Source organism: Clostridium algoriphilum, assembly GCF_020443705.1.
GTDB classification, from domain to species: domain Bacteria; phylum Bacillota; class Clostridia; order Clostridiales; family Clostridiaceae; genus Clostridium_AD; species Clostridium_AD algoriphilum.
On sequence record NZ_JAIZZK010000006.1, the window covers coordinates 57,109 to 80,083 of the forward strand.

Consider the following 22,975-nt stretch of genomic DNA (forward strand, 5'->3'; position numbering starts at 1 on the left):
TTATATTATTATTAATTTTTCTACTGTTTCAAGTTGTAGTTACTATTATCATCATAAAATGGTTATAAAGAATATATAAACAATTTTTTCTATTAATTACAAATTACTTTAACTATTATATCATAGAACTTAAGTAACATTTTTAAATACAGACCGTATTATTTTTTAACGAAAAATAGCCGACTTCCACACAAACAGTAGAAATCGGTTATTTCAATTAATTATTGAACTTCTGAAAATTACTTAATCAATTTATTTTCCCTCAAAAAGTCTTCAGCAACTTTCGCTGGTTCCTCTCCAAGCTTATCAACTTTATAATTTAAGTCTATCATTTTCTCATCCGTAATTGTACCACCTAATTTATTAATTAGATCTTTAAGTTCTGGATGTTTTTGGAGAGTTTTACTATTAACTATTGGTACAGCATCATAATTTGGGAAGAAATGTTTATCGTCCTTTAAAACCTTAAGTTTATATGATTTTAATAACCCTTCAGTACTAAAAGCATCTATAGCATCTACTTTTTTATTACCTATAGCAGTATAACGAAGTCCTCCATCAATTGAACTAAATTCTTTGAATTTAAGGTTATATAGTTTGGTTATTCCTGGATAACCATCTGCTCTGTTACAAAATTCTAATGTAGCACCGAGTTTAAGCTTGTCTCCAACCTTTGCAAGATCTGAAATGGTCTCTAGATTGTATTTTTTTGCAGTGTCTTGTCTTACAGACAATGTATAAGTATCATTAAACCCAAAAGGCTCCAGCCAAGTTATACCGTAATTTTTAATGTAATAATCACTTACAACTTTATAAGCTTTAGCTGGATCATTAATTGGTGCTCTCTTCATAATACCAACTAGACTCATTCCTGTATACTCAGGGTACATGTCTATTTCACCAGATTTTAATGCAGAATACGCAAGGCCTGAACCTCCTAAATTTAAATGTTTTTCTACTTTAATATCTGTGTTTTTTTCTATTAATGTTGCTAGCATATTACCGAGTATTATTTGCTCAGAACTGTTGTAACAACCTACCACAATTGTGTCACTTTTTTTAGTGGATATGTATACACCAGTAGCTATCAGTATAACAGCTAAACTACTAATTATGATTTTTTTTGTTTTATTAAATTTATATTTCTTTTTCTTAGATAGCTTAATTGTTCCATCCGCTTTCCTGATTCCTGGAGGTGTTACACCTTGTTCTATTTTTTCTACAATGTAGTCCATTAATAGGGCGAGTAAACATGCAGGAATAGCTCCGGCTAGAATCATATTGTTATCTACCGTTTGCACACCTGAGAATACCATATACCCAAGTCCACCTGCACCTATAAATGCTGCAATGGTCATAAGTCCAACAGCCGTAACTGCTGATATTCTTATACCTGTCATAATTATTGGGAACGCAAGTGGTAATTGAACCAACTTAAGTATTTGTTTATTTGTCATACCCATTCCCTTAGATGATTCAATTACATCCGGATTTATATTCATAAGTCCAGTATATGTATTTTTTATAATAGGAAGTAGTGAATATAAAAATACCATAAGTATTGCTGGTGCACTACCTATTCCCATTACTGGTATTAGAAACCCTAATAGAGCTAAACTAGGTACTGCTTGTATTAAATTTGCAAAACCTATAACTGGTCCTGCTAACTTCTTAACTCTAGATATTAATATACCTAAAGGAATTCCAACAATTATAGCTATAACGACAGCAAATACAGTTAATTCAATATGCTGAAGTGTTAAATCTATTATCTCTCCTTGTCTTGAAAATACAAAATCTTTAAAACTAATAATTCCATTTATTATACCCATTAATCCTCATCCTCCTGGTTAATATACTGATTGCTTAAAACAAGTAACAAGCTACTCTCAGTAATTAGTCCAACTAATTTTGAACTATCATCTACAACTGGAACATATCCAATTTTAAGCTCATTCATTAGATTTAATATGTCTATTAAAGAGTCATCTAAATTTACGGTTTTAATCTCTGTGCCCATAATAGTATTTACCTTTAGAGAACCTGTGTAATTCCGTATAATATCTTTTATAGTAATAATTCCTTCTAATTTGTCTTCTTTATTAATGATCAACAAACTGTCTACTTTGTTTGCTTTCATGATTTCGAGTGCTTGTACTACTGTTCTGCTACCACTAGTTGTAATTGGTTCTGTAATCATAATATCTTTAGCTTTTATAAACCCTGGCTGCTGCCATATTCTGTTTTTTCCTATAAATTCTTTAACAAAATCATTAGCAGGGTTATTTAAAATTTCTTCTGGAGTATCAAACTGAACAATGTTTCCGTCTTTCATAATGCAAATTCTATCACCTAGCTTAAGTGCTTCATCCATATCATGTGTTACAAAAACTATTGTTTTTTTAGACTCCTGCTGAAGGTTAAACAATTCATCTTGAAGCTGATTTCTCGTAATTGGATCTAAAGCACTAAAAGGCTCGTCCATAAGAATTACATCTGGATTTGTTGCCCAAGCTCTTGCCACTCCAATTCTTTGCTGCTGACCTCCACTTAATTCACATGGATATCTGTCTACATATTCTTCTGGCTTCATTCCTACCATTTGTAGAAGTTCAGTTGTTCGAGCAAGAATCTTATCTTCTGGCCATTTTTCGAGCAATGGTATTATTCCAATATTTTCTCCTACAGTCATATGTGGTAAAAGCCCTGTTTGCTGTATGACATATCCCATATTTCGTCTAAGCTTAATGGTATCTTCCTTTAATATATTTTTACCCTCCAAGTATATACTTCCTGATGTTGGTGAAATTAACTTATTTATCATTTTTAAAGTTGTGGTTTTACCGCAACCACTTTGTCCTACTATAACTACGAACTCTCCCTTATTTACAGTAAAACTAATGTCGTTAATTACGGTTTTGTTCTTAAAAACCTTCTTTAAATTCCTAAACTCTAACATATAACCTCTCCTCAATATAATAATAGAAAGTTAGCTAATTTTATTAATTATAACTAACAACTTATATAATATCATAGGATTGTAGGTTTGGAAAACTCCATAAACTATGAATAAATGTGACATTTGTATCAATATTAGTGTATAGTCGATATATGGGTAAAAATGACCCATATGCTTGATATTAGTACTATTATTGGCTATATAGTGTTTTTAGATTTGGTAAAAGGTGATATGAGGGTTAGAAATGGGGAATACGGATGTGAATTAACTGCATATAAGTAAAATAAATGTAGTTAATATTTATTCATACTGCTGAATCTTTCTAATTTTTCGACAAAAAGTGTAGCAATCTTTGATAAGTTTTTTTCATGAACTAAATAAGAAAAAAATCTATTGTATTTTGTTTTAGTAGGTATGATTTTAAGTTCATTATTATCGGCGGCAGCAGTCACTACCAAAGATGAAATGAAAGTTACTCCTAAATTGTTTTTAACGGCTTCTTTAATGGCGTAATTACTTCCAAGTATAATGAAATGTTTTGGTGATATGCCTTCAGTGTTTAGAAATATATTCAAATATTCACCGGTTCCAGAGCCTTCTTCTCTGTGTATCCATGTTTGATTAGATAAATATGGCTTAAGTCCGATATTTTTATCATAAGTAAAGGAATTGGGAGTTACAATAACCATTGTATCTTTATAAAAATTTTTAAAAGTATAGTCCTGAACAGGAACTGTGCCTTCAGTTAAAGCAATATCTATATCGTAATTTTTGAATTTTTCATAAATATTATGAGTATTTTCTATAGCAACTTCTAGCTTCACATTTGGAAACTGTTTTATAAATTCTCCAAGTATTAATGGAAGCAAAAATTCTCCTATAGTCATGCTTGCACCAATTTTTAAAGTGCCAGAGGTGGAATTATGATAGTTATTAAGTTCCTCTTTTGTATCATCTAAAAGTGAGATTACTTGTTTAGCCTTTTTATATAAAATTTGGCCAGTTTGTGTAATTAATATATTCCTTTGTTTGTTAGATCTTTCTATTAGCATTGTGTTAAAGTATTTTTCTAGAATTTTAATGTGTAAACTTACACTAGGCTGAGAGATGTTGATGTTATTTGCGGCCTTCGTGAAGCTTTTTTTATCTACAACAGCAATAAAACTTTTTAATTCTTCAATCAAAATTATCACCCTACCTATCAGAAATATTAATAAACATCATAGAAAACATGTATTATACTTATTGGTTAAAAACCAGTATACTATAGACATAAGAATGTTGCAATATGAAAGGATTGATATGGATGAAAGCTTTAAATGATATTCTTCTTGGTGAAATTGAGGGTTTTAGAGCACTTGGATATAAATTTTTAAATGGTGAAGTAAGTAAAATGGATTTTAAAGGAGCTTCTGGGGGTATGGGTGTGTATGCCGAGCGGAGTGGCAAGGAATTTATGATAAGATTTAGAATGCCAGCTGGAATAGCTTCTATTAAAGATCTTAAATTAATTTATGACTTTGCAAAGAGATTTAAGGTAGAAAGTATACATATAACTACGCGACAGGCAATGCAGTTACATGGGATTACTATTGATGAAGTTTGTGATGTTATGGAGGAAGGTATAAATAAAGGCTTATATGTAAGGGGCTCAGGTGGTAATTACCCTAGGAATGTTTCTACATCTCCACTATCAGGGGTAGAGAGTGCAGAGGTTTTTGACATATCACCTTATGCCGTAGCCGTAGGACAACACTTTTTAAGTAAGATATATACATATAAACTTCCAAGAAAATTTAAAGTTGCATTTTCAAGTAATGAAAAGGATGAGTCGCATGTAACTGCTACTGATTTGGGGTTTATGGCAGTTAAAGAAAATGGCGTAGAATATTTTAAAGTATATTTAGGTGGCGGAATGGGAAAAAATTCAAGATTGTCCGCTGAGAGTGAACAGTTAATTAAGCCGGAGGATATTTTATACCATGTTGAAGCAATAACGGAGCTCTTTATTAATGAAGGTGATTACGTAAACAAAGGAAAGGCTCGTATAAGATATATTAAGGAAAGAATGGGTGAGGAAAGATTTTTAAACTGTTATAATAGTTATTTAGAAAAAGTTAAGGCTAAAGAAAATCTAAAAATTAAAGTAGAGAATAAGGTTTATGACAAAGTTGGTATTAAAACCTCTATAAAAAGTTGGAGACTATTTTCACAAAAACAAAACGGATTATACAGTGTATATGTTCACCCAATGGGAGGTCAATTAAAAAGTGAGCATTTGAAACTAATAATTGATGAAATAGAGACTATGGATGACGTAGAAATAAGACTCGCTATGACAGAAGGATTGTATATTAGAAATTTAAATGGCAAAGAAGCTGAGATATTACTTAGATTAACTGAGGGAATGGGTGGAAATACAGCGCTAGAATGTTCTGTTGCTTGTATTGGAGTTCCTACTTGTCAGATGGGAATTTTAGAAAGTCAGCGTACGTTAAAGGAAATATTAAGCTATTTTAAAGAAAATAATTTAACAAAAGATATACTACCTAGTGTTCATATATCAGGATGTACTAATTCTTGTTCTGTGCATGAAATAGGTTTAATTGGGTTTTGTGGCAAGAAGAAAAGAGTACAAGATGAACTTACAAATGTATTCGAATTACACTTTGGCGGAGATCTTGGAATAGGTAAAACTAAGCTTAGTAAAAATTATGGTGATATTAAACAAGAGGAAGTACCAAAGTTTTTATTTGAACTTGCAAGTGCTGTAGACAACGCTAATAAAGATTTCACTAGTTGGTCTGAGCAAAATGTAGATGAGTTTAATAAGATAATAAACAAATATATAGTATAGAAGTTTATTCTATAATTATAAAAGGTGTAGAAAATTATTCTTATAAAGTGCAAAATAAAAAACATATATACGATATTGTTAAATTAAGGGAACTCTATATAAATTAGAGTTCCCTTAATTGCGATATTAAGCAGTTTAGTAAGTTATATTAAATTTATACAAGTACAGTGGTTAACAGTATTTTAACTCCAACGAGTGCTAAAACTGAAGCGACAACACAAAGGGTAATAAAAATGGATGTATTTTTTGACATTTCAGTAACATTCTTATTTTCAGGATTCATAATAATTTGTCTCCATTTCTGACCTTATAGGCTATTATATAAATTTAATATTGACCTGATATAATTTTTAAAGTGATATCTTAGTGATGGAAGCATTGCATTATTTTTATAACAATAACTTCTAAGTATTATATTACTAAATAATTATTACGTTTAGGTGTCAATATTGTAAACAATTTATAACTAATCTAAAAAAATTACATAATTTTCTCTCATACTAAACGTTTCATAATAGACTAGGGTGGCAGTGACTCATAGATTACTTGTAAATATTATGAATTTATATTAATATATACATATAAAGGTTATCCAATAATAAAAAGCATAGTGGATTGGTATGAAGTCGTATTAAATATGGCTTCATGCCTATTTTTGAGAATATTAAAAGCCAAAATTGAATTAACAATAGTGGGATAATTCGTCGTCAAAATTTTAATGAACTTAATAAAAAATTAATATTTACCTAAGAAATTTTTAATATTTATTATGTGATATATAAATTATATAATAAGAATTATAAGATAAGAATTAATAATAACAAATAAATGGGAGGCAATCATGAAAAAGAAAATTATTATTGGCGTTGTTATAGTGGCTTTAGTAGGTATTATTGCGGGAGTTCAAATTACTTCAAAAAATAGGAAGCAGAGTACAATTGTAAAAATGGAAAAAGTTTCAATAGGCAATGTAAAGATGTATTTGTCCACAACGGCTACCATAAAATCTAAAAATGAAAAAGATTATTCGGCATCAGCAACAACTAGGATTTTGAACGTTAAAGTTAGTGTTGGCGATATTGTTAAAAAGGGTAATACTCTTTTAACTTACGATACAGCTGATTTAAACAATCAAATAGAGTCTGCCCAAATCACTTATAACGATACTATATCTAAAAAAAATGATGCATTAAATAAAAACAATGAATCAAAAGATACCATAGCAAATACAGAAGATATTCCTACGAATGCCACAACAATCAGCGCGGCAAAAGCAAGTGAACTATCAGATGAAAATGTAAAACAACTCAACAATGCTGTTGAATTGGCAAAAACAACTCTTGATGCAGCAAAGAATAAGTTATCACAAAATTCATACATTGCATCTGACATTAATGGGGTAGTAACGGATGTTAATGTTATAAGTGGCCAAACTGGAAGCCAAGAAACGGCTATAATTGTACAGGATATATCAAGCTTAAAAGCAGTTGTTAAAGTTGGAAAATATGATGCTGCTAAAGTAGAAATAGGTCAACCAGCAACAATTATGAGTAATGGCAAAGTTTATAAAGCTGAGGTCTCAAAAATCTATCCAACAGCTACAGTTAATACAACAGCAACAGGTGGGGATACAACTTTAACTGTAGAACTTAATGTATTAGAAGCAGCTCCACAGTTAAAAGTAAACTTTGACTCAGATGTTGATATATTACTTAGGCAAGCACTAGCAGTTGTAAAAGTTCCTGCTGAAGCAATATTAACTAATAAAGATGGATCAACTTATTTGTTTGTCTCTGAAAATGGTAAGGCAGTTCAAAAAACAGTGGAACTAGGAGTACAATCGGATGCATTTGCGCAGATTGTAAGCGGTGTAAAAGCTGGCGAGAGTGTAATATTAAATCCAGGAAGCACCATTACAAATGGCATCTTTGTTAAAGATGCTTCAGTTACAGGAGGAAAATAATGATTGAAGTAAAAGATATATTAAAAAGGTATGTAACTGGTGATATTGATTTTACTGCACTTAAATCGGTAAGTCTTAAAGTTAAAAAGGGCGAATTCACTGCGATTATGGGACCTTCAGGTTCTGGAAAATCAACTTTTATGAATATCTTAGGATGTTTGGACAGAATGGACGCAGGTACATATTTTTTAAACGGTCAAGATGTTTCAAATCTTGAAGATAATCAACTTGCCCTAATTAGAAACAAAGAAATAGGATTTGTATTTCAAGCATTTAATTTACTTCCAAGAATATCTGTACTTGAAAATGTAGAACTTCCAATGCTTTATGCAGGGATATCACCGAAAGAAAGAAGACTACGAGCACTCTCGGCACTTGGAAAAGTTGGGCTTAGCGATAGAGTGAAACACAGGCCTAATGAAATATCTGGTGGCCAAAAACAAAGAGTTGCAATTGCAAGAGCAATGGTTAACAATCCTGCAGTTATTATGGCCGATGAGCCAACAGGTAATCTAGATACAAAATCTTCAATTGAAATTATGAAAATATTTCAAAAGTTAAATTCAGAAGGCTCAACCATATTGATGGTTACGCATGAAGATGATATAGCAAAATGTGCAAAAAGAGTTGTAAGATTCCTAGATGGAGATATAGTTGATGATTACCCTGTTGAGGGAAGAACAATATTATAGATAATATATTAAACGCATACTTTTCACAATGAAATGGAGGGCAGTTATGAACATCTTAGAGAGTTTCAAAATGGCTATTTCTAGTATTCTATCAAATAAAATGAGATCTTTTCTCACAATGCTGGGAATTATAATAGGAATAAGCTCAGTAATTACTATTGTTTCTCTTGGTAATGGGGGAAAAAATTATATTGCAGAACAATTTGCTAAAATGGGATCAAATACAGTTACGTTAACTGTAGATTCTTCAAAAATAGAGCAGACAAGTGATTACTTTACGCTTGATGATGTTAAGCAAATAAAAAATAGGGTTGATACAGTTAAGTATATTTCTCCGACTGTATCAGAGAAGGGAACAGCGAGAACTGATACTAAAACTAGTACAGCAAATATTACCGGTGTTAACACAGATTATTCATTGATAAGTAATGTAGAGATTGTCTACGGAAGATTTCTAAATGATAGAGAAGTTGAGGAAGGTAAAGCAGTTGTAGTAATTGACCAAACCTCAGCAATATCATTATTTGGAACTGATGATGCTGTAGGGAAGTCATTTAAATTAGGACCTGTAGCATCAAGCAAGAGTGCTACTGTTGTTGGTGTTTCAAAAGCAAGCAGCATGTTTAGCGGAAGTGGTGGTCCACCAAGTAGAAGTGGGAATAGTACACCAACCCTCGTAACAGTACCAGTTACATTTTTGAAAACTTTATATCCAATAGATTTTAATATTTCGACGCTTAGTGTAGCATCCACGTCTCAAGAGAACTCGGTGCAAACTGGTAATGATGCCTTGAAAATTGTTCAGGATAAACATGACAATAAGACTCCAGATCTTTATAAGGCTACTAATTCAGCTAGTATGCTTGCCTCAATTAATCAAGTTTTAGGAATATTTACGAGCTTTCTTAGTGCTGTGGCAGCTATATCTCTTTTAGTTGGAGGCATTGGTGTTATGAATATAATGTTAGTTTCAGTAACTGAAAGGACAAGAGAAATTGGTATTAGAAAAGCAATAGGGGCTACAACTAATGCTATATTATTTCAATTTTTAACTGAATCTGTTATTTTGTCGCTTATAGGTGGACTTATAGGAATGATACTTGGTATAGTGGCAGCTCAAATAATAGGATCTTTTGCAAATATTGTTCCTAGTGTCTCAATCATTGTTGTCTTAGAAGTCATATTGTTCTCGTCAGCGGTTGGTGTATTCTTTGGAATTTATCCTGCAAGGAAAGCTGCAAAATTAAATCCTATAGATGCACTGCGTTATGAATAGAACTTAAGGAGGAATTTTCACATAAGAAGTATTGATAAAGCTTACGATATAAAATACAATGGGTACCCTTTTCAAAGTACCATATTTAAAAGTAGTAAAAATCATTTAATTAAATATTAGGAACATAAGGAAAAGGTGTTAAAATTAAATTTAACATCTTTTCCTTATTAATAGAACTAAGTGATAATTTGGTATACTTTGTAATATAATTACACAAATAGATAGTTTATTGAAGGATTTTACAAAAGAGTATTGAATACTTAATAGAGGTAGATTTTAAGAGAAATTAAAAAACATTGAAGAAGGAGGAATTTATTATGAGTTTATTAATTTTAGCACCAATTTGTTCTATATTAGCCCTTGGTTTTGCCGGATATCTTGCAAGTAAAGTATTAAAAGAAGATGAAGGAACAGAGCAGATGAAAAAAATTGCTGTTGCTATCAGAAAAGGTGCAGATGCCTATCTAAAAAGACAGTACACAGGAGTGGCCATCTTCTTTGTAGTTATGTTTGTAGTTCTTGGAATACTTGCGGCATTTGGGTTTCTTACCCCGGTTGCACCATTTGCATTTATAAGTGGAGGACTCTTCTCAGGTCTCTCAGGCTTCATAGGAATGAAAATTGCCACCCATGCAAATGTTAGAACTACACATGCAGCTGGAAAAAGTCTTAACAGTGCTTTAAAAGTTGCTTTTTCAAGCGGTGCAGTAATGGGACTTACTGTTGTAGGTCTTGGACTTCTTCATATTAGTATATTTTATTATGTATTGGATTTTATGTATAGAGATTTAGAACCGGCACTAAGAATTCAAAGTATAACAAGTGCGCTTATTACCTGTGGAATGGGAGCTAGTGCCATGGCATTATTTGCACGAGTTGGAGGAGGAATATTTACTAAAGCTGCAGATGTAGGTGCAGATCTTGTTGGTAAGCTTGAAGCAGGAATTCCAGAAGACGATCCAAGAAATCCAGCAGTTATAGCTGATAATGTTGGAGACAATGTTGGAGATGTAGCTGGTATGGGAGCAGACCTATACGAATCCTATGTTGGGTCAATAGTAGCCACTACTGCTCTTGCCGTAGCAGCTGGACTTGGAGTTTCGGGTGTTGCAATTCCTATGACTATAGCATCTATAGGCGTACTTGCATCTATTATTGGAACCTTCTTTGTTAAATCAGGGGAAAAAGCTGAGCAAAAGGGTCTTCTAGCGGCTCTCAGGCGAGGTGTTTATGTAAGTTCTGCAATAATTGCGATTCTTTCCTTCTTCCTAGTTTGGAATGTACTTGGATGGAATCACATAGGAGTTTACTTTGCAATATTAAGTGGGCTTATAGCAGGTAATTTAATTGGGTTTTGTACAGAGTACTTTACATCAGACACATACAAGCCTACTCAAAAATTAGCACAGACAACAACAACTGGTGCAGCCACAGTTATAATAGGTGGTCTTTCATTGGGAATGATGTCTACTTTCCTTCCTGTTGTAATCGTAGCTACGGCTATAGCAACTAGTTTTTATTTTGCTGGAGGATCAGCAGATTATAATATGGGTTTATATGGTGTAGGTTTAGCGGCAGTAGGTATGCTTAGTACACTAGGTATAACATTGGCTACGGATGCTTATGGCCCTGTGGCAGATAACGCTGGTGGTATTGCAGAAATGACTCATCAGGATCCTATAGTACGTGAGCGAACAGACGCTCTTGATTCTTTAGGAAATACTACTGCAGCTACGGGCAAAGGATTTGCTATAGGTTCTGCAGCTTTAACAGCTCTTGCGCTTATCGCAGCATATAAAGATCAAGTAGAGATTATTGTAAAAAAAGAAAATTTAGATTTTGTTCTTAACTTGTCAATATTAAATCCCGCTGTCCTTATAGGATTATTTATAGGCGGAATGGTACCTTTTGTATTTGCAGCACTTACCATGGATGCAGTAGGTAAGGCAGCACAACTTATAGTTGTAGAAGTTAGAAGACAATTTAAAGAGATAGTTGGTCTTATGGAAGGTAAAGCAGAAGCTGATTATGCACAATGTGTTGATATTTGTACAAAATCAGCACAAAAGGAAATGATTCTTCCTGCACTACTTGCTATTATTATTCCGTTAGTAGTTGGGTTACTTTTAGGTGTAAATGGAGTGGTAGGATTACTAGCAGGAGCAACTGTAACAGGTTTTGTACTTGCTATTATGATGGCAAATGCAGGTGGAGCTTGGGATAATGCCAAAAAACATATTGAGGCTGGAAACCTAGGTGGAAAAGGATCAGATTGTCATAAAGCTGCTGTTGTTGGTGACACTGTAGGAGATCCATTTAAGGATACCTCAGGTCCATCTATAAATATATTAATTAAGTTGCTTTCAATGGTATCAATAGTATTTGCAGCAGTTATTTTGCAGTTTTCAATATTTTAGCTTTAATACATTATTGTACATTGTTGATATGATATATTTAAATATGTCATATTAAAAGAGATAGAAGGCATTAGCCTTCTATCTCTTTTAACTGTTCAGTATTTGTTCCTGTTTTAATATTATTCGTTATTATGTGGGAGCAAACTGTGCTTCAACATTTTACAAATTTTATGATTATACTCCAAGCAAAATGGGTAAACTAAATAAGCGCTGAATATCCAGTGTAATTTTATAATCGAAGGGAGAAAACTTATGAATAAAAACAATTCAGAAGAAACGAAGCAATTAAATAACCAACCAGGAGCAAATAGAGATGGCAGTGATGCTACAAACAGTGATGTAACTAGAATGTATGACGCATCTAGTATGACTAGCGGTCCTGGCGATGCTACTCAAGAAGAAAGAAATAAAGTTAAAGCAGAATCAGCAGCTAATGGCACTAGTAAAAAATAATTTTTAGAGACATAAGAAAATAAGAAAGCCAGTGAAATTTAATCAATTTATGATTAAACTTCACTGGCTTTCAATATTAGTTTTTTGATAGTATCATAAGATTACTATTTTACTAATTCGAAATCATCTTTTGTAACTCCACATAATGGACAAACCCAATCTTCTGGAATATCCTCAAACTTAGTGCCTGGTTTTATTCCACCATCAGGGTCTCCTATTTCTGGATCATACTCATAACCACAAACTAAACAAACATATTTACTCATAAAAACATCTCCTCTTAATTTATTTATTATATACTAATTAACTTATTTATTATATACTAATTAACTTATTTAATAATAATGATATTATTTCTGTCAATCTTTAAAATAATTTAACATTATCAATGTTCATTATACATTACTTCTGATTAATAATGTTAACCAACATTATTATATTTAAACAATATTTTTATTATTCCTATTTGTTTAAAAATTAAATAGAATAAATATAAAATTTGTGTAGGATAATAAAGAAAGGTAATTAATATTAAATTAATTGCTATAATATTTTCTTGATGTTACAATTATCACCGTAAACTTATAAAAATTTAATATCAGCTTTAGGTGCCTTTTAAAAAGGGTTAAAAGGGAAAGTGGTTGAAAGCCACTGCAGCCCACCGCTACTGTATTAGAAGATGAAATCCAAAAACCATTGGGAAACTGAGAAGGTTGGAGAGTAAGATGATGCTAAAGCCAGTAAACCTGCCTAACGCTTAAAATTTTAATCTTCGGAGGGAGGATGAAAAATGCGTAATTTAGCAATAATATTGGGTTATCCAATACACAAAAATTAAATTGCATTATTCCACATCTTTGAGGTGTGGTTTTTTTTATTTACTAAATTTTTTGCATAAGTAGCTATTATTAAAATTAAAAGGAGAATACTATGAGAAACATTGTACTCATAACAGGTGGCGCAAGGAGTGGCAAAAGTTCTTATGCCGAGAAGTTGGCTAAAGAAACTAGAGGTGAGGTACTGTATATTGCAACTTCAATTCCATTTGATGATGAAATGAAAGATAGGGTAAAAAAACATAAGGAAAGAAGACCTGATAATTGGTCTACTTATGAAGGTTATAAGAATTTAAAACAAGTATTTTATAACACGAAAATTCACTTTGATCTTATTTTATTAGATTGTATAACAATAATGGTTACAAATCTTATGTTTGACCGGGCAGGGGATAATTTTGATGATCTTAATAATCAGGCTATAGATAAAATGGAGCTTGAAATTTTACAAGAGGTAGAGGCCTTTCTTGATGAGGCGGAAAAAAGCTTGAAAACGGTAATTCTCGTAACTAACGAAATTGGTTCTGGAATTGTACCCGAATATAAGATGTCAAGGGTCTTTAGAGATATTGCAGGTAGAGTAAATCAGTATATCGCATCGAGGGCGGAGGAAGTTTATATGGTGGTTTGTGGTATACCAATTAAGGTCAAATAGGAGGAATTTATGGAGGTAACCTATGTTCAAGACAAAAAATATAATGAGTATAGTTTTAGTAGTTATTGTTTGCTTTGTGTTTAGTGCATGTGGTAACAAAGTTACGAATGATAAGAATATTAATACTACCAAAAAAGAAACAAGTAACGTTGTATATCCTTTAAAGGTGGTTGATTCTTATAAGAGAGAAGTTACTATTGAAAAGGAACCTAAAAGAATTGTAGCAATTGCACCAAATATAACAGAGATTATCTATGCACTGGGAAAAGGGTCAATTGTAGTTGGTAGAAGTGATTACGATGATTATCCAAATGAGGCCCTTAAGGCTCCATCAGTTGGTGACTTATTACAGCCAAGTATAGAAAAGATTGTTGAACTAAAACCTGACGTAGTTATTGCTTCAACTCTTTTTAATAAGGATATTATAAAAAAATTAGAGAATCTTAATATAAAGGTTATAGTGCTGAGCGATGAAAAAGATTTTACTGGTGTACATAATACAATATCAAAGCTTGGACAGGTTGTAAATGCTAGCGGAAAAGCACAATCAATAACATTAAGCATGAAAAAGAAGGTTGCGGATGTAACAAGCAAGGTAGCAAGTGCTAGAAAACCAACAGTGTACTATATAGCAGGGTTCGGTAAAAGTGGTGATTTCACTGCTGGGAAAGATACGTTCATCGGTAATATGATAGAAATGGCTGGTGGGAAAAATGCAGCAGACGATGCAATTGGTTGGAAATACAGTCTTGAAAAGCTTGTGGAAAAGAATCCTGATGTGCTAATATGCTCTAAGTTATACAACTCAAAAAAAAGTATAGAAGCTACTAATGGATACAAGAATTTGAAGGCAGTAAAGAAGGGCAATTTGCTAGAAGTTGACGAAAATATTATTGTTAGGCAAGGACCAAGACTTGCAGATGGGCTAGAAGCAATTGCTAAGTTAATTCATCCTGAACTTTTTAAATAGAAGGAGTTAAATTATCATGACATTCATTGATAAGAAAAATTATTATAAAAGAATTTTAGTTGTGGGGGTATTTTTACTCTTCATAGTTATAATTATTGCTACTAATTTAGGGGTGGCGGATATTTCTTTGAAACAGACAGCCATAATTATTATGAGTAAGATTCCAATAGTAAATAACTTTGTTTCATTAGATGGTATAAAATATACATCTGTAATTATACTTCTAAACTTAAGACTTCCTAGAATACTATTGGCCTGCCTTGTAGGAGCAGCACTCTCAGTGGTTGGTACTTCTTATCAGGGCATTTTTAAAAATCCAATGGCGGACCCATTTATACTTGGAGTTTCATCTGGGGCAGCACTTGGGGCCACTATAACTATGGTTTTTCTTAAAGAAATCCATTTCTTTGGAATGAGCATGATAGCATGCAGCGCTTTTATAGGAGCTATAATAACTACCTTTTTAGTTTATAACGTTGCGAGGGTTGGCATAAAGGTTCCAGTGGTTACACTGCTACTTGCGGGTGTCGCTTTAAATTATTTATTATCTGCTATCATTTCATTAATGATGACCTTTAATAGAGATAATATCGAGGAAATTGTTATGTGGACTATGGGTAGCTTTTCAACAGCAGGTTGGAGTGACGTAATTTTACTGTCTATTATAACAGTCCCATCAATATTGTTTATAGCTGTATTTTCAAGAGATCTAAATATTATGCTACTTGGAGAAGATAGTGCTAGAAGCCTTGGCATCGATGTAAATGGATTCAAAAAATATATATTTGTAATAAGTACTTTAATGGTGGCAGTTGTTGTATCTGTAAGTGGAATTATTGGTTTTGTAGGGCTTATAGTTCCTCATGCTATCAGAATGATTTTTGGACCAGATAATAGGGTTGTTATACCATTCTCTGCACTTTTCGGAGCTATATTTTTAATAATTTGTGATACTCTTGCAAGGGTGGTACTTCCTCCGTCAGAAATACCTGTTGGAATCATTACTTCGATTTTTGGGGTGCCATTTTTTATATTTTTATTATATAAAGCAAAGAAGAAGGCGATTTAGTTGATAGAGATAAATAATGTAAGTTTTTCATTTGAAAGAGAAGTATTAAAAAATATCAATATAAATATAAAAAGAGGAAATTTTTATACCATTCTAGGACCAAATGGATCAGGTAAAACTACTCTTTTAAGGATATTATCAAAATCATTACATATGGATAAAGGCGAAATATATATTGATGAAGAGGAATTAACCCAGATAAAATCAAAGATTCTAGCAAAGAAAATGGCTGTGGTATCACAAAGCACAGAAATTGAATTCGATTTTTCAGTACAAGATATAGTTCTTATGGGAAGAATACCTCATATACCTAGGTTTAGCTCAGAAAGTGAAAAAGACATGGAAATAGCGAAGAATGCTATGGAAATGACAAATACTTGGGAATTTAAAGATAAAAGTATAAATGCACTAAGTGGTGGAGAAAGACAACGAGTGGTTGTTGCACGGGCGATTGCTCAAGAGACAGGAATAATTCTTTTAGATGAGCCTATTTCTCACCTAGATATCCATCAACAAATTGAAATAATGAATCAATTGAAACAATTGAATAAAAATAAAAATGTAACAATTATTGCGGTGTTACATGACCTAAACATTGCAGCTGCGTATGCTGATCATATGATATTAATGCATGATTGCAAAGTCTATAAAGATGGAGCCCCAGAGGAAGTATTAACAGAAGATATAATTAAAAAGGTTTATGGATTAGAGGTATATGTAACAAAAAACCCTAAAACAGGGAAGACTTTTATTATGCCTTTTTAGTGTGAAAAACTAAGCACAATTATAATTAATTGTGCTTAATTTTTCATTTAAGACTATCATTTACGTACGACTCATCAACCTCATAAAATATATCCTCATTAATATTTCTATAAGAATTGTGGTACAATTCATTGCCTTCCATGTTGTACCTAGCTCTATATTCATCGGTATAAGGGCTACTGTAGTCCTCATTATAGCGAACACTGTAGTCTTCGTTATAACGAACGTTGTAGTCAACCTCATCTAAAGGTATTAAAGGGGCTACTGGTACTAAATAGTAGGTGGGATAATAAATTATCATATTCATTCCTCCTATTTATAGTCTTCACAATAGATTTTAAAGTAAGCCTTTGGAAACTTACATAGTGGACAAAAATCAGGTGCTTCTTTTCCTATATGAATATATCCACAATTCATACATTGCCATTTTACATCAGTGTTTCTTTTAAACATCATGCCGGCTTCAAGATTTTCATATATTTTCATAAATCTCATTTCATGACTTTCTTCTACTTCTTGTAATTCTTTATAGAAATTTGCAATATCCATAAAACCTTCTACTATAGCTTCCTTTTCAAATTGTTTATATAAGGTGTTACTTTCATGAGCTTCTCCTTTTGCAGAGTCTTTTAAATTTTCTGCAGTATTTTTATTCATCTTAAGAAATCTATTGAAAACTTCTCTTGCATGAGCCTTTTCGTTGTTTGCAGTAGCTTCAAAGATAGAAGCTATATATTCATATCCTTCTTTTTCTGCTTTTTCAGCATAAAATGTATATTTATTTCTTGCTCTTGACTCCCCCGCAAAAGTACTTAAAAGATTTCTCTCAGTTTTACTACCATTTAATTGCATTTCTATTCCTCCATTAAGTAATTTATCTTCCTTATTATTCTATTCATTATGCTTTTAAAGGTTACATTAAAAAAAGACATCACATAGAATATATTAAAAGTGCTTGTGATGGGTTGAATGAAAATGTAGTTGTAATTAAAAACATTTTAACAAAGAATTTAACATATATATACTAATATGAAAGAACTAAAATTAATTAGGAGATAAATATGCATGAAGTTTCTATAATTCAAAATGTTATTAAAATAGTTTCAGAGAAAGCGATTGAAAATAAATTAACTAAAGTTAATAAGGTATCGTTAAAAATAGGGGAGTTATCTGGTGTTATGCCAGAATGCTTAAATTTTGCATTTGAGATCTGTATAGTAGATACACTGCTTGAAGGTTCGACTTTAGAAATAGAAAAAGTTAATGCAGTTGCTGAATGCAAAGATTGCAAACAGAAATATCCAATCGACCATTTCAATAAACTTTGTCCATGCTGTAATAAATTTTGTTCTAGTATTATTAGTGGATATGAGCTTTATGTAAATACTATAGAAGGAGATTAAAATATGAGTGAAATAAAGGTAATTACCAATATACTTCAAAAAAATGATGAGATAACCTTAATAAATAAAAGACTACTATGCGAAAAAGGCATCTATGTAATAAACTTAATGAGTTCACCTGGTTCAGGGAAGACATCCTTACTTGAAAGAATAATAGCTAAGCTTAAAAACAATATAAATATAGCTGTAATTGAAGGAGATATTTATACCACGAAAGATGCCGAGCGAATAGAGGCTCAGGGCGTTCCAGTGATTCAAATCAACACTTGCGGAGCGTGCCACCTTGATGGCCAAATGATAAAAAATGCATTAAATGCATTAACCCTTGATAAAATTGATTTGCTTGTAATAGAAAATGTAGGTAATCTAGTTTGTCCCGCTGAATTTGAAATTGGTGAAGACATAAAAATCTGTGTTTTGAGTACTACAGAAGGGAATGACAAACCTTTGAAGTATCCACTAATGTTTGAGAAAAGTGGTGCAATTATTTTAAATAAATTAGATTTAATAGAATTCACTGATTTTGACAAAAAAGATTTTTATAGAGATATAAGGTCTTTAAATGCTAATGTAGATCTATTTGAAACATCCTGTGTTAAAAATCAGGGTATAGATGAAATATGTTCATGGTTAATGCTAAAAATACAAAGTAAAAAATTAAAAGTTAACAATAGATAAAGAAGAAGCAAAAATAACCTTGGATATTTTTAAGGAGCTTACTCTAAGGATATGTTAGATTTTGTACAAGAGGGCTAGAGATTATGTATCTCTGGCTTTATTTATTTAAAATATGATTATTCAGTACCAAATACTGCATAATTAAGATATTCTTTCAATATATATTAAGAATGGATAAATAGGAGGGAGTATTTTGAATGGAAGAAGACTTATAAAGAGTGCCATAAATGAAATTCATAAGGGTGAGGCAAAGAAAATTAATTTTGTATGGATGGAGGCTAATGGTTGTATGGGAAATATAATTTCCTTTCTTAATGCAGATAAGCCGGATGTTCCTTATTTTCTAAAGGAAATGGTTAATTTGAAATTTAGCCCCAGCCTTATGCAAGCAGAAGGTGAAGTTGCCTATGAAGAATTCTTGGAAGTTTTAAATACTGATTTTATATTAGGAGTAGAAGGGGCTCTAACTAATATGGATGAGGGCTTTTATAATATATTTGCAACCTATAAAGGCAGGAGGGTACCTACATCAGAAGCTATTAATTTAGCGTCAAAGAAAGCAAAAGCAATAATAGCTATTGGAACTTGTGCTTCGTTTGGAGGAATATCAGCAGCTAAACCTAATCCAACAGGATGCATAAGTTTAGAGGGTTTCCTTCAAAAGGAAGTAATAAATATTCCAGGCTGCCCTGCGAACCCTTTGTGGGTTATGGGAACTATAGCTAGTATTATTCTTCATAAAAAGATTGAAGTAGATGAGAAAGGGCGACCAATAATGTTTTTTAAAGAAAGCAACCACACTAATTGCCCAAGACGCTCGTATTTTGATAATAAGGTATATGCAGAGAAACTAGGAGAAAAAGAGTGCATGATAAAGGTTGGATGTAAAGGCCCTATTACAAAAGCTTACTGTCCGCTTGGATTATGGAATTCAAGAATAAATTGGCCAGTAGAGGCTAATACGCCTTGCATAGGTTGTGCTAGTGAATTTTTCCCGGATGGTACAGAACCATTTGTTAAGTACTGAAAAATGTTTAAAAACCACAGGTAGATAACAATTGATAGTTCAAATTTATTCTAGAGTGAGGTGATTGTGGTGACTACCAAAATAACTATAGACCCTATAACTAGAATTATGGGTCCTTTAAGCATAGAAGTAGAAATTAAAAAAAATAAAGTAGTAGAAGCTAAAAGTGGTGGGATTCAGTTTAGGGGTTTTGAAAAGATGTTAATAGGACGGCCCCCATTAGATGCAGTATATTTTACGCAAAGAATATGTGGCATATGTTCTACATCACATGGATTAGTAGCAAGTCTTGCACTTGAAGATGCACTAAAGGTAAAGCCGAATGAGAATGGAGTAAAAATCAGAGATTTTGCTCATGGAGCTGAGTTTCTTCAAAATATCATGAGGCAAATTTGTATTTTTGTATTTCCCGATTACGTGAATATAACATTGGTTCCAGGAAATTCAAACTATGATTTTAGACTTCCCGAGAAATACACAGAAAAAATCAATAAAGACTATGTGAAGGCACTAGAATGTAGTCGCCTTGCCCATGAAATTATAGCTCTTATAGGTGGGAAAGTACCACATAACCATGGTGTATTTGTGGGTGGAACCACTGCAAACATGGATGCTTCTAAAATTATAAGAATGAAATCCCTACTGCACTCTATTAGTGAATTTATGTGTGGAAACATGGTTTACGATATAAATGTTATAGCTCATTATTATCCAGAGTATTTTAAAATTGGTGGTGGGACAAAGAATCTTTTAACCTATGGACTATTTCATGATTTGCATAATAAAGATATGGAGTATGTACAGCCTTTAAGTTGTATTGACGGTGAGGTAGCTAATTTAGACGTAAAAGCAATAACGGAGAGTTCAGCATTTGCTTGGTATAAAGATTCGAAACCTACTGAAGTTCCATCAAATTATCCATCTGAAACAGATATTAAAAAGCCGGGAGCATATACATTTATCAAAGCACCTAGGTATAAAGGTAAAGTTGTACAGGTTGGGCCACTTGCTCGTATGATTTTATCAGGTTCCTATAGAAATAGTATATCCACCATGGATAGGCTTATGGCTCGGGTACTTGAAGGGAAAAAGATTTGTGAAAAAATGCTCATAATACTTGATGCAATAGAGCCTATACCAGCAGTACAGGAAAAATATATTATTCCAGAGAGTGCACAGGGAATAGGACTTTGTGATGCCGTTAGGGGAGCGCTCGGACACTGGACTACTATAGAAAAAGGGGTCATAAAGAATTGTGATATAGTTACTCCTACTGCTTGGAATCTATCACCAATAGATGAGATGGGTCAGCATGGGGCTCTCGAGAGTGCTCTTATTGGTACTGAAATTCAAAACCTTAAGAATCCTGTAGAAATAGGCCGTATAGTGCGCTCTTTTGATCCTTGTATATCTTGTGCTACCCATGTTAATACAGAATACGGTGAGCCTTATTGTATAAATATTACTTGATACATCTAAAATAAAACATTATTCATCTAACTAAATATTTCTAAAAATGCCTAAGAAGATATGAATTATATATGTATACAATATAAGGAGAATAGTGAAATGAGTGAAATAAAGATTAGTATTAATATGTTAAATACTAATGAAGAGATTCATGAGGAAAATAAAAACCTTTTCGATGAAGAGGGCATATTTGTTATAAATCTAATGAGCGCTCCTGGGTCCGGTAAAACTACTATACTTGAAAAATTAATTCCAAAGCTTAAACAAAACTTAAATATGGCGGTAATTGAAGGAGACTTATATACCACTAAAGATGCAGAGCGGATTGAGGCCAAGGGAGTCCCAGTAGTACAGGTTAATACTGCGGGATCTTCGTATATAGAAGGATCTAAGGTAAGGGAAGCATCATTAAACTTTGATTTAAGAGAGATAGATCTTATTATCATAGAGAATGTAGGGAGCTTAGTATCTCCGGCTGAATTTGAAATTGGAGAGGATATAAAACTTTGCGTGCTTAGTGTGACGGAAGGTAATGATAAGCCTTTAAAGTATCCATTGATGTTTGAAAAAAGCACAGCGATAATATTAAATAAAATTGATTTAATGCAATTTACGGATTTTAAGGAAGAAGAGTTTTACGAAGATACTAAATTATTGAATGACAAAGCAAAGATTTTTCAAACCTCTTGCACTAAAAATATAGGAATAGATGAACTAAGTGAATGGATTTTGGAACAAGTAAAGAGAAAAATAAGTAGTCACAAATAAAAATTTCAAATCCTGTTTATAGCAGGATTTTTTTATATTAAGGGGTTGAATTAATATGGGTAAAAAGGTTATTGCTATAGGTAATAGGTTGATGATGGATGATTCAGTAGCAGTGTTAGTTTTAGAAAAAATTAAAAATATCATAGAGGATAAAGGTATAGAGGCTATTATAGGAGAAACAGATGTAGAATTTTGTTTTTCAAAATTAAATGAATGTGATGTATTTTATATCATTGATTCAACATATTATGGAAATTCACCAGGCACTGTAACTTTTAAAAGCTTGGATGATATAAGAAAGATTAGAGGTCAGAATAGGTCTATTCACTCTTTAGGATTATTGGAATTAGTGAATATGTACAATTTAAATATTAATGGATACTTTGTAGGAATAGAGATTGCTAGTATTAATATAAATATTGGTTTAAGTCATATTTTAGAGGGAAAATTAGAATGCATATCTAGTAAAATATTGAAGTTTATTATTTCATAAATACTCTAAATGCAAGCATATGTTGATAATAAGAGTGAAATTGGAAGTTTGGAAAGTAAACCTAAAAATATTATTTAGGTAAAGATTATGTCAATTAGAAAAAGTAAGCAAATGAGAGTTTTTTTAACCAATGAAAATATGATTACCGTTTACTAAGCCAAAAACTTCAATGAGTTGTTTTTGACTGCTGAGTTAAAAGATGGTATACCTAGAAAGACTAATTA

At 32.1% G+C, this 22,975-nt stretch carries 23 protein-coding genes and 1 riboswitch; of the genes, 16 read left to right on the forward strand and 7 right to left on the reverse strand.

Going from position 1 to position 22,975, the window contains the following annotated elements:
* Nucleotides 1–239: 239 nt before the first annotated feature.
* From LGK95_RS07125 to LGK95_RS07135, 3 genes are all read right to left on the reverse strand, one after another.
* The gene (locus LGK95_RS07125; RefSeq protein WP_226123623.1) at nucleotides 240–1,832 is read right to left on the reverse strand and encodes an ABC transporter permease/substrate-binding protein; all 1,593 of its coding nucleotides are present in this window, start codon (nucleotides 1,830–1,832) and stop codon (nucleotides 240–242) included.
* Nucleotides 1,832–2,959 carry an ABC transporter ATP-binding protein gene (locus tag LGK95_RS07130; protein WP_226123625.1) on the reverse strand — a complete coding sequence of 376 codons (1,128 nt, stop codon included), beginning with the start codon at nucleotides 2,957–2,959 and terminating at the stop codon, nucleotides 1,832–1,834. The genes LGK95_RS07125 and LGK95_RS07130 overlap by 1 nt, the downstream gene beginning before the upstream one ends.
* A gap of 293 nt (nucleotides 2,960–3,252) precedes the next feature.
* Entirely contained in the window at nucleotides 3,253–4,143 is an 891-nt protein-coding gene (locus LGK95_RS07135) for a LysR substrate-binding domain-containing protein (RefSeq protein ID WP_226123627.1), read from the reverse strand.
* 122 nt (nucleotides 4,144–4,265) lie between these two features.
* On the opposite strand from LGK95_RS07135, the gene LGK95_RS07140 reads away from it, so the two are divergent.
* Entirely contained in the window at nucleotides 4,266–5,816 is a 1,551-nt protein-coding gene (locus tag LGK95_RS07140) for a nitrite/sulfite reductase (RefSeq protein WP_226123777.1), read from the forward strand.
* Between the two features lie 154 nt (nucleotides 5,817–5,970).
* Here LGK95_RS07140 and LGK95_RS22355 read toward each other — a convergent pair whose 3' ends face one another.
* A complete protein-coding gene (locus tag LGK95_RS22355; RefSeq protein ID WP_264174495.1) occupies nucleotides 5,971–6,099 on the reverse strand; it encodes a hypothetical protein in 129 nt (42 codons plus the stop codon).
* 558 nt (nucleotides 6,100–6,657) lie between these two features.
* Here LGK95_RS22355 and LGK95_RS07145 point away from each other — a divergent pair.
* The 5 genes from LGK95_RS07145 to LGK95_RS07165 all read left to right on the forward strand — a co-directional run bounded on the left by LGK95_RS07145 (nucleotide 6,658) and on the right by LGK95_RS07165 (nucleotide 12,617).
* A complete protein-coding gene (locus tag LGK95_RS07145; protein WP_226123629.1) occupies nucleotides 6,658–7,779 on the forward strand; it encodes an efflux RND transporter periplasmic adaptor subunit in 1,122 nt (373 codons plus the stop codon).
* On the forward strand, nucleotides 7,779–8,471 hold the full coding sequence (locus tag LGK95_RS07150; RefSeq protein WP_226123631.1) for an ABC transporter ATP-binding protein: 693 nt from the start codon (nucleotides 7,779–7,781) through the stop codon (nucleotides 8,469–8,471). The genes LGK95_RS07145 and LGK95_RS07150 overlap by 1 nt, the downstream gene beginning before the upstream one ends.
* 46 nt (nucleotides 8,472–8,517) lie before the next feature.
* A complete protein-coding gene (locus LGK95_RS07155; RefSeq protein ID WP_226123634.1) occupies nucleotides 8,518–9,747 on the forward strand; it encodes an ABC transporter permease in 1,230 nt (409 codons plus the stop codon).
* 317 nt (nucleotides 9,748–10,064) lie between these two features.
* Nucleotides 10,065–12,164 (forward strand): sodium-translocating pyrophosphatase, encoded by a 2,100-nt coding sequence (locus tag LGK95_RS07160; RefSeq protein ID WP_226123636.1) that lies wholly within the window; start codon nucleotides 10,065–10,067, stop codon nucleotides 12,162–12,164.
* Nucleotides 12,165–12,416: 252 nt separating this feature from the next.
* Nucleotides 12,417–12,617, forward strand: a complete 201-nt coding sequence (locus LGK95_RS07165) for a hypothetical protein (RefSeq protein ID WP_226123638.1) — start codon at nucleotides 12,417–12,419, stop codon at nucleotides 12,615–12,617.
* Nucleotides 12,618–12,721: 104 nt separating this feature from the next.
* Here LGK95_RS07165 and rd read toward each other — a convergent pair whose 3' ends face one another.
* Nucleotides 12,722–12,883 carry a rubredoxin gene (gene rd / locus LGK95_RS07170; protein WP_226123640.1) on the reverse strand — a complete coding sequence of 54 codons (162 nt, stop codon included), beginning with the start codon at nucleotides 12,881–12,883 and terminating at the stop codon, nucleotides 12,722–12,724.
* Between the two features lie 323 nt (nucleotides 12,884–13,206).
* Nucleotides 13,207–13,385, forward strand: a riboswitch (cobalamin riboswitch).
* Nucleotides 13,386–13,547: 162 nt separating this feature from the next.
* Here rd and cobU point away from each other — a divergent pair.
* Genes cobU through LGK95_RS07190 form a run of 4 tightly spaced genes read left to right on the forward strand, consistent with a single transcriptional unit; the run spans nucleotide 13,548 to nucleotide 16,912 of the window.
* Complete coding sequence (gene cobU / locus LGK95_RS07175; protein ID WP_226123642.1) at nucleotides 13,548–14,108, forward strand: bifunctional adenosylcobinamide kinase/adenosylcobinamide-phosphate guanylyltransferase; 561 nt, start codon at nucleotides 13,548–13,550, stop codon at nucleotides 14,106–14,108.
* 22 nt (nucleotides 14,109–14,130) lie between these two features.
* Nucleotides 14,131–15,078, forward strand: coding sequence for an ABC transporter substrate-binding protein (locus LGK95_RS07180; protein WP_226123644.1), 948 nt, complete (start codon nucleotides 14,131–14,133; stop codon nucleotides 15,076–15,078).
* Nucleotides 15,079–15,094: 16 nt separating this feature from the next.
* Nucleotides 15,095–16,147, forward strand: coding sequence for a FecCD family ABC transporter permease (locus LGK95_RS07185; protein WP_226123647.1), 1,053 nt, complete (start codon nucleotides 15,095–15,097; stop codon nucleotides 16,145–16,147).
* Nucleotides 16,148–16,912: a heme ABC transporter ATP-binding protein gene (locus LGK95_RS07190; RefSeq protein ID WP_226123650.1), complete on the forward strand. Its 765-nt coding sequence runs from the start codon at nucleotides 16,148–16,150 to the stop codon at nucleotides 16,910–16,912.
* Between the two features lie 43 nt (nucleotides 16,913–16,955).
* Here the strand turns inward: LGK95_RS07190 and LGK95_RS07195 are convergent, their stop codons facing one another.
* Together LGK95_RS07195 and rbr are read right to left on the reverse strand one after the other, a co-directional pair.
* On the reverse strand, nucleotides 16,956–17,213 hold the full coding sequence (locus LGK95_RS07195) for a hypothetical protein (protein WP_226123652.1): 258 nt from the start codon (nucleotides 17,211–17,213) through the stop codon (nucleotides 16,956–16,958).
* Nucleotides 17,214–17,224: 11 nt separating this feature from the next.
* Complete coding sequence (rbr, locus tag LGK95_RS07200; protein WP_226123655.1) at nucleotides 17,225–17,764, reverse strand: rubrerythrin; 540 nt, start codon at nucleotides 17,762–17,764, stop codon at nucleotides 17,225–17,227.
* 209 nt (nucleotides 17,765–17,973) lie between these two features.
* Here rbr and hypA point away from each other — a divergent pair, with 209 nt between their 5' ends.
* From hypA to LGK95_RS07230, 6 genes are all read left to right on the forward strand, one after another.
* A complete protein-coding gene (gene hypA / locus LGK95_RS07205) occupies nucleotides 17,974–18,315 on the forward strand; it encodes a hydrogenase maturation nickel metallochaperone HypA (RefSeq protein WP_226123657.1) in 342 nt (113 codons plus the stop codon).
* 3 nt (nucleotides 18,316–18,318) lie between these two features.
* Nucleotides 18,319–18,993, forward strand: coding sequence for a hydrogenase nickel incorporation protein HypB (gene hypB, locus LGK95_RS07210; protein WP_226123659.1), 675 nt, complete (start codon nucleotides 18,319–18,321; stop codon nucleotides 18,991–18,993).
* A gap of 193 nt (nucleotides 18,994–19,186) precedes the next feature.
* Nucleotides 19,187–20,020, forward strand: coding sequence for a hydrogenase small subunit (locus LGK95_RS07215; RefSeq protein ID WP_226123661.1), 834 nt, complete (start codon nucleotides 19,187–19,189; stop codon nucleotides 20,018–20,020).
* A 69-nt stretch (nucleotides 20,021–20,089) separates the two neighbouring features.
* Nucleotides 20,090–21,490, forward strand: a complete 1,401-nt coding sequence (locus tag LGK95_RS07220) for a nickel-dependent hydrogenase large subunit (RefSeq protein ID WP_226123663.1) — start codon at nucleotides 20,090–20,092, stop codon at nucleotides 21,488–21,490.
* A gap of 99 nt (nucleotides 21,491–21,589) precedes the next feature.
* The gene (gene hypB / locus LGK95_RS07225; RefSeq protein WP_226123665.1) at nucleotides 21,590–22,258 is read left to right on the forward strand and encodes a hydrogenase nickel incorporation protein HypB; all 669 of its coding nucleotides are present in this window, start codon (nucleotides 21,590–21,592) and stop codon (nucleotides 22,256–22,258) included.
* 55 nt (nucleotides 22,259–22,313) lie between these two features.
* Nucleotides 22,314–22,751, forward strand: a complete 438-nt coding sequence (locus LGK95_RS07230; RefSeq protein ID WP_226123667.1) for a hydrogenase maturation protease — start codon at nucleotides 22,314–22,316, stop codon at nucleotides 22,749–22,751.
* Nucleotides 22,752–22,975 lie beyond the last annotated feature (224 nt).

Bases quoted from the DNA above. Each gene is read 5' to 3' on its own strand.
- LGK95_RS07125 (WP_226123623.1), bottom strand. From the start codon at position 1,832: ATGGGTATAATAAATGGAATTATTAGTTTTAAAGATTTTGTATTTTCA.
- LGK95_RS07130 (WP_226123625.1), bottom strand. From the start codon at position 2,959: ATGTTAGAGTTTAGGAATTTAAAGAAGGTTTTTAAGAACAAAACCGTA.
- LGK95_RS07140 (WP_226123777.1), top strand. From the start codon at position 4,266: ATGAAAGCTTTAAATGATATTCTTCTTGGTGAAATTGAGGGTTTTAGA.
- LGK95_RS22355 (WP_264174495.1), bottom strand. From the start codon at position 6,099: ATGAATCCTGAAAATAAGAATGTTACTGAAATGTCAAAAAATACATCC.
- LGK95_RS07145 (WP_226123629.1), top strand. From the start codon at position 6,658: ATGAAAAAGAAAATTATTATTGGCGTTGTTATAGTGGCTTTAGTAGGT.
- LGK95_RS07150 (WP_226123631.1), top strand. From the start codon at position 7,779: ATGATTGAAGTAAAAGATATATTAAAAAGGTATGTAACTGGTGATATT.
- LGK95_RS07155 (WP_226123634.1), top strand. From the start codon at position 8,518: ATGAACATCTTAGAGAGTTTCAAAATGGCTATTTCTAGTATTCTATCA.
- LGK95_RS07160 (WP_226123636.1), top strand. From the start codon at position 10,065: ATGAGTTTATTAATTTTAGCACCAATTTGTTCTATATTAGCCCTTGGT.
- LGK95_RS07165 (WP_226123638.1), top strand. From the start codon at position 12,417: ATGAATAAAAACAATTCAGAAGAAACGAAGCAATTAAATAACCAACCA.
- rd (WP_226123640.1), bottom strand. From the start codon at position 12,883: ATGAGTAAATATGTTTGTTTAGTTTGTGGTTATGAGTATGATCCAGAA.
- cobU (WP_226123642.1), top strand. From the start codon at position 13,548: ATGAGAAACATTGTACTCATAACAGGTGGCGCAAGGAGTGGCAAAAGT.
- LGK95_RS07180 (WP_226123644.1), top strand. From the start codon at position 14,131: ATGTTCAAGACAAAAAATATAATGAGTATAGTTTTAGTAGTTATTGTT.
- LGK95_RS07185 (WP_226123647.1), top strand. From the start codon at position 15,095: ATGACATTCATTGATAAGAAAAATTATTATAAAAGAATTTTAGTTGTG.
- LGK95_RS07195 (WP_226123652.1), bottom strand. From the start codon at position 17,213: ATGATAATTTATTATCCCACCTACTATTTAGTACCAGTAGCCCCTTTA.
- rbr (WP_226123655.1), bottom strand. From the start codon at position 17,764: ATGCAATTAAATGGTAGTAAAACTGAGAGAAATCTTTTAAGTACTTTT.
- hypA (WP_226123657.1), top strand. From the start codon at position 17,974: ATGCATGAAGTTTCTATAATTCAAAATGTTATTAAAATAGTTTCAGAG.
- hypB (WP_226123659.1), top strand. From the start codon at position 18,319: ATGAGTGAAATAAAGGTAATTACCAATATACTTCAAAAAAATGATGAG.
- hypB (WP_226123665.1), top strand. From the start codon at position 21,590: ATGAGTGAAATAAAGATTAGTATTAATATGTTAAATACTAATGAAGAG.
- LGK95_RS07230 (WP_226123667.1), top strand. From the start codon at position 22,314: ATGGGTAAAAAGGTTATTGCTATAGGTAATAGGTTGATGATGGATGAT.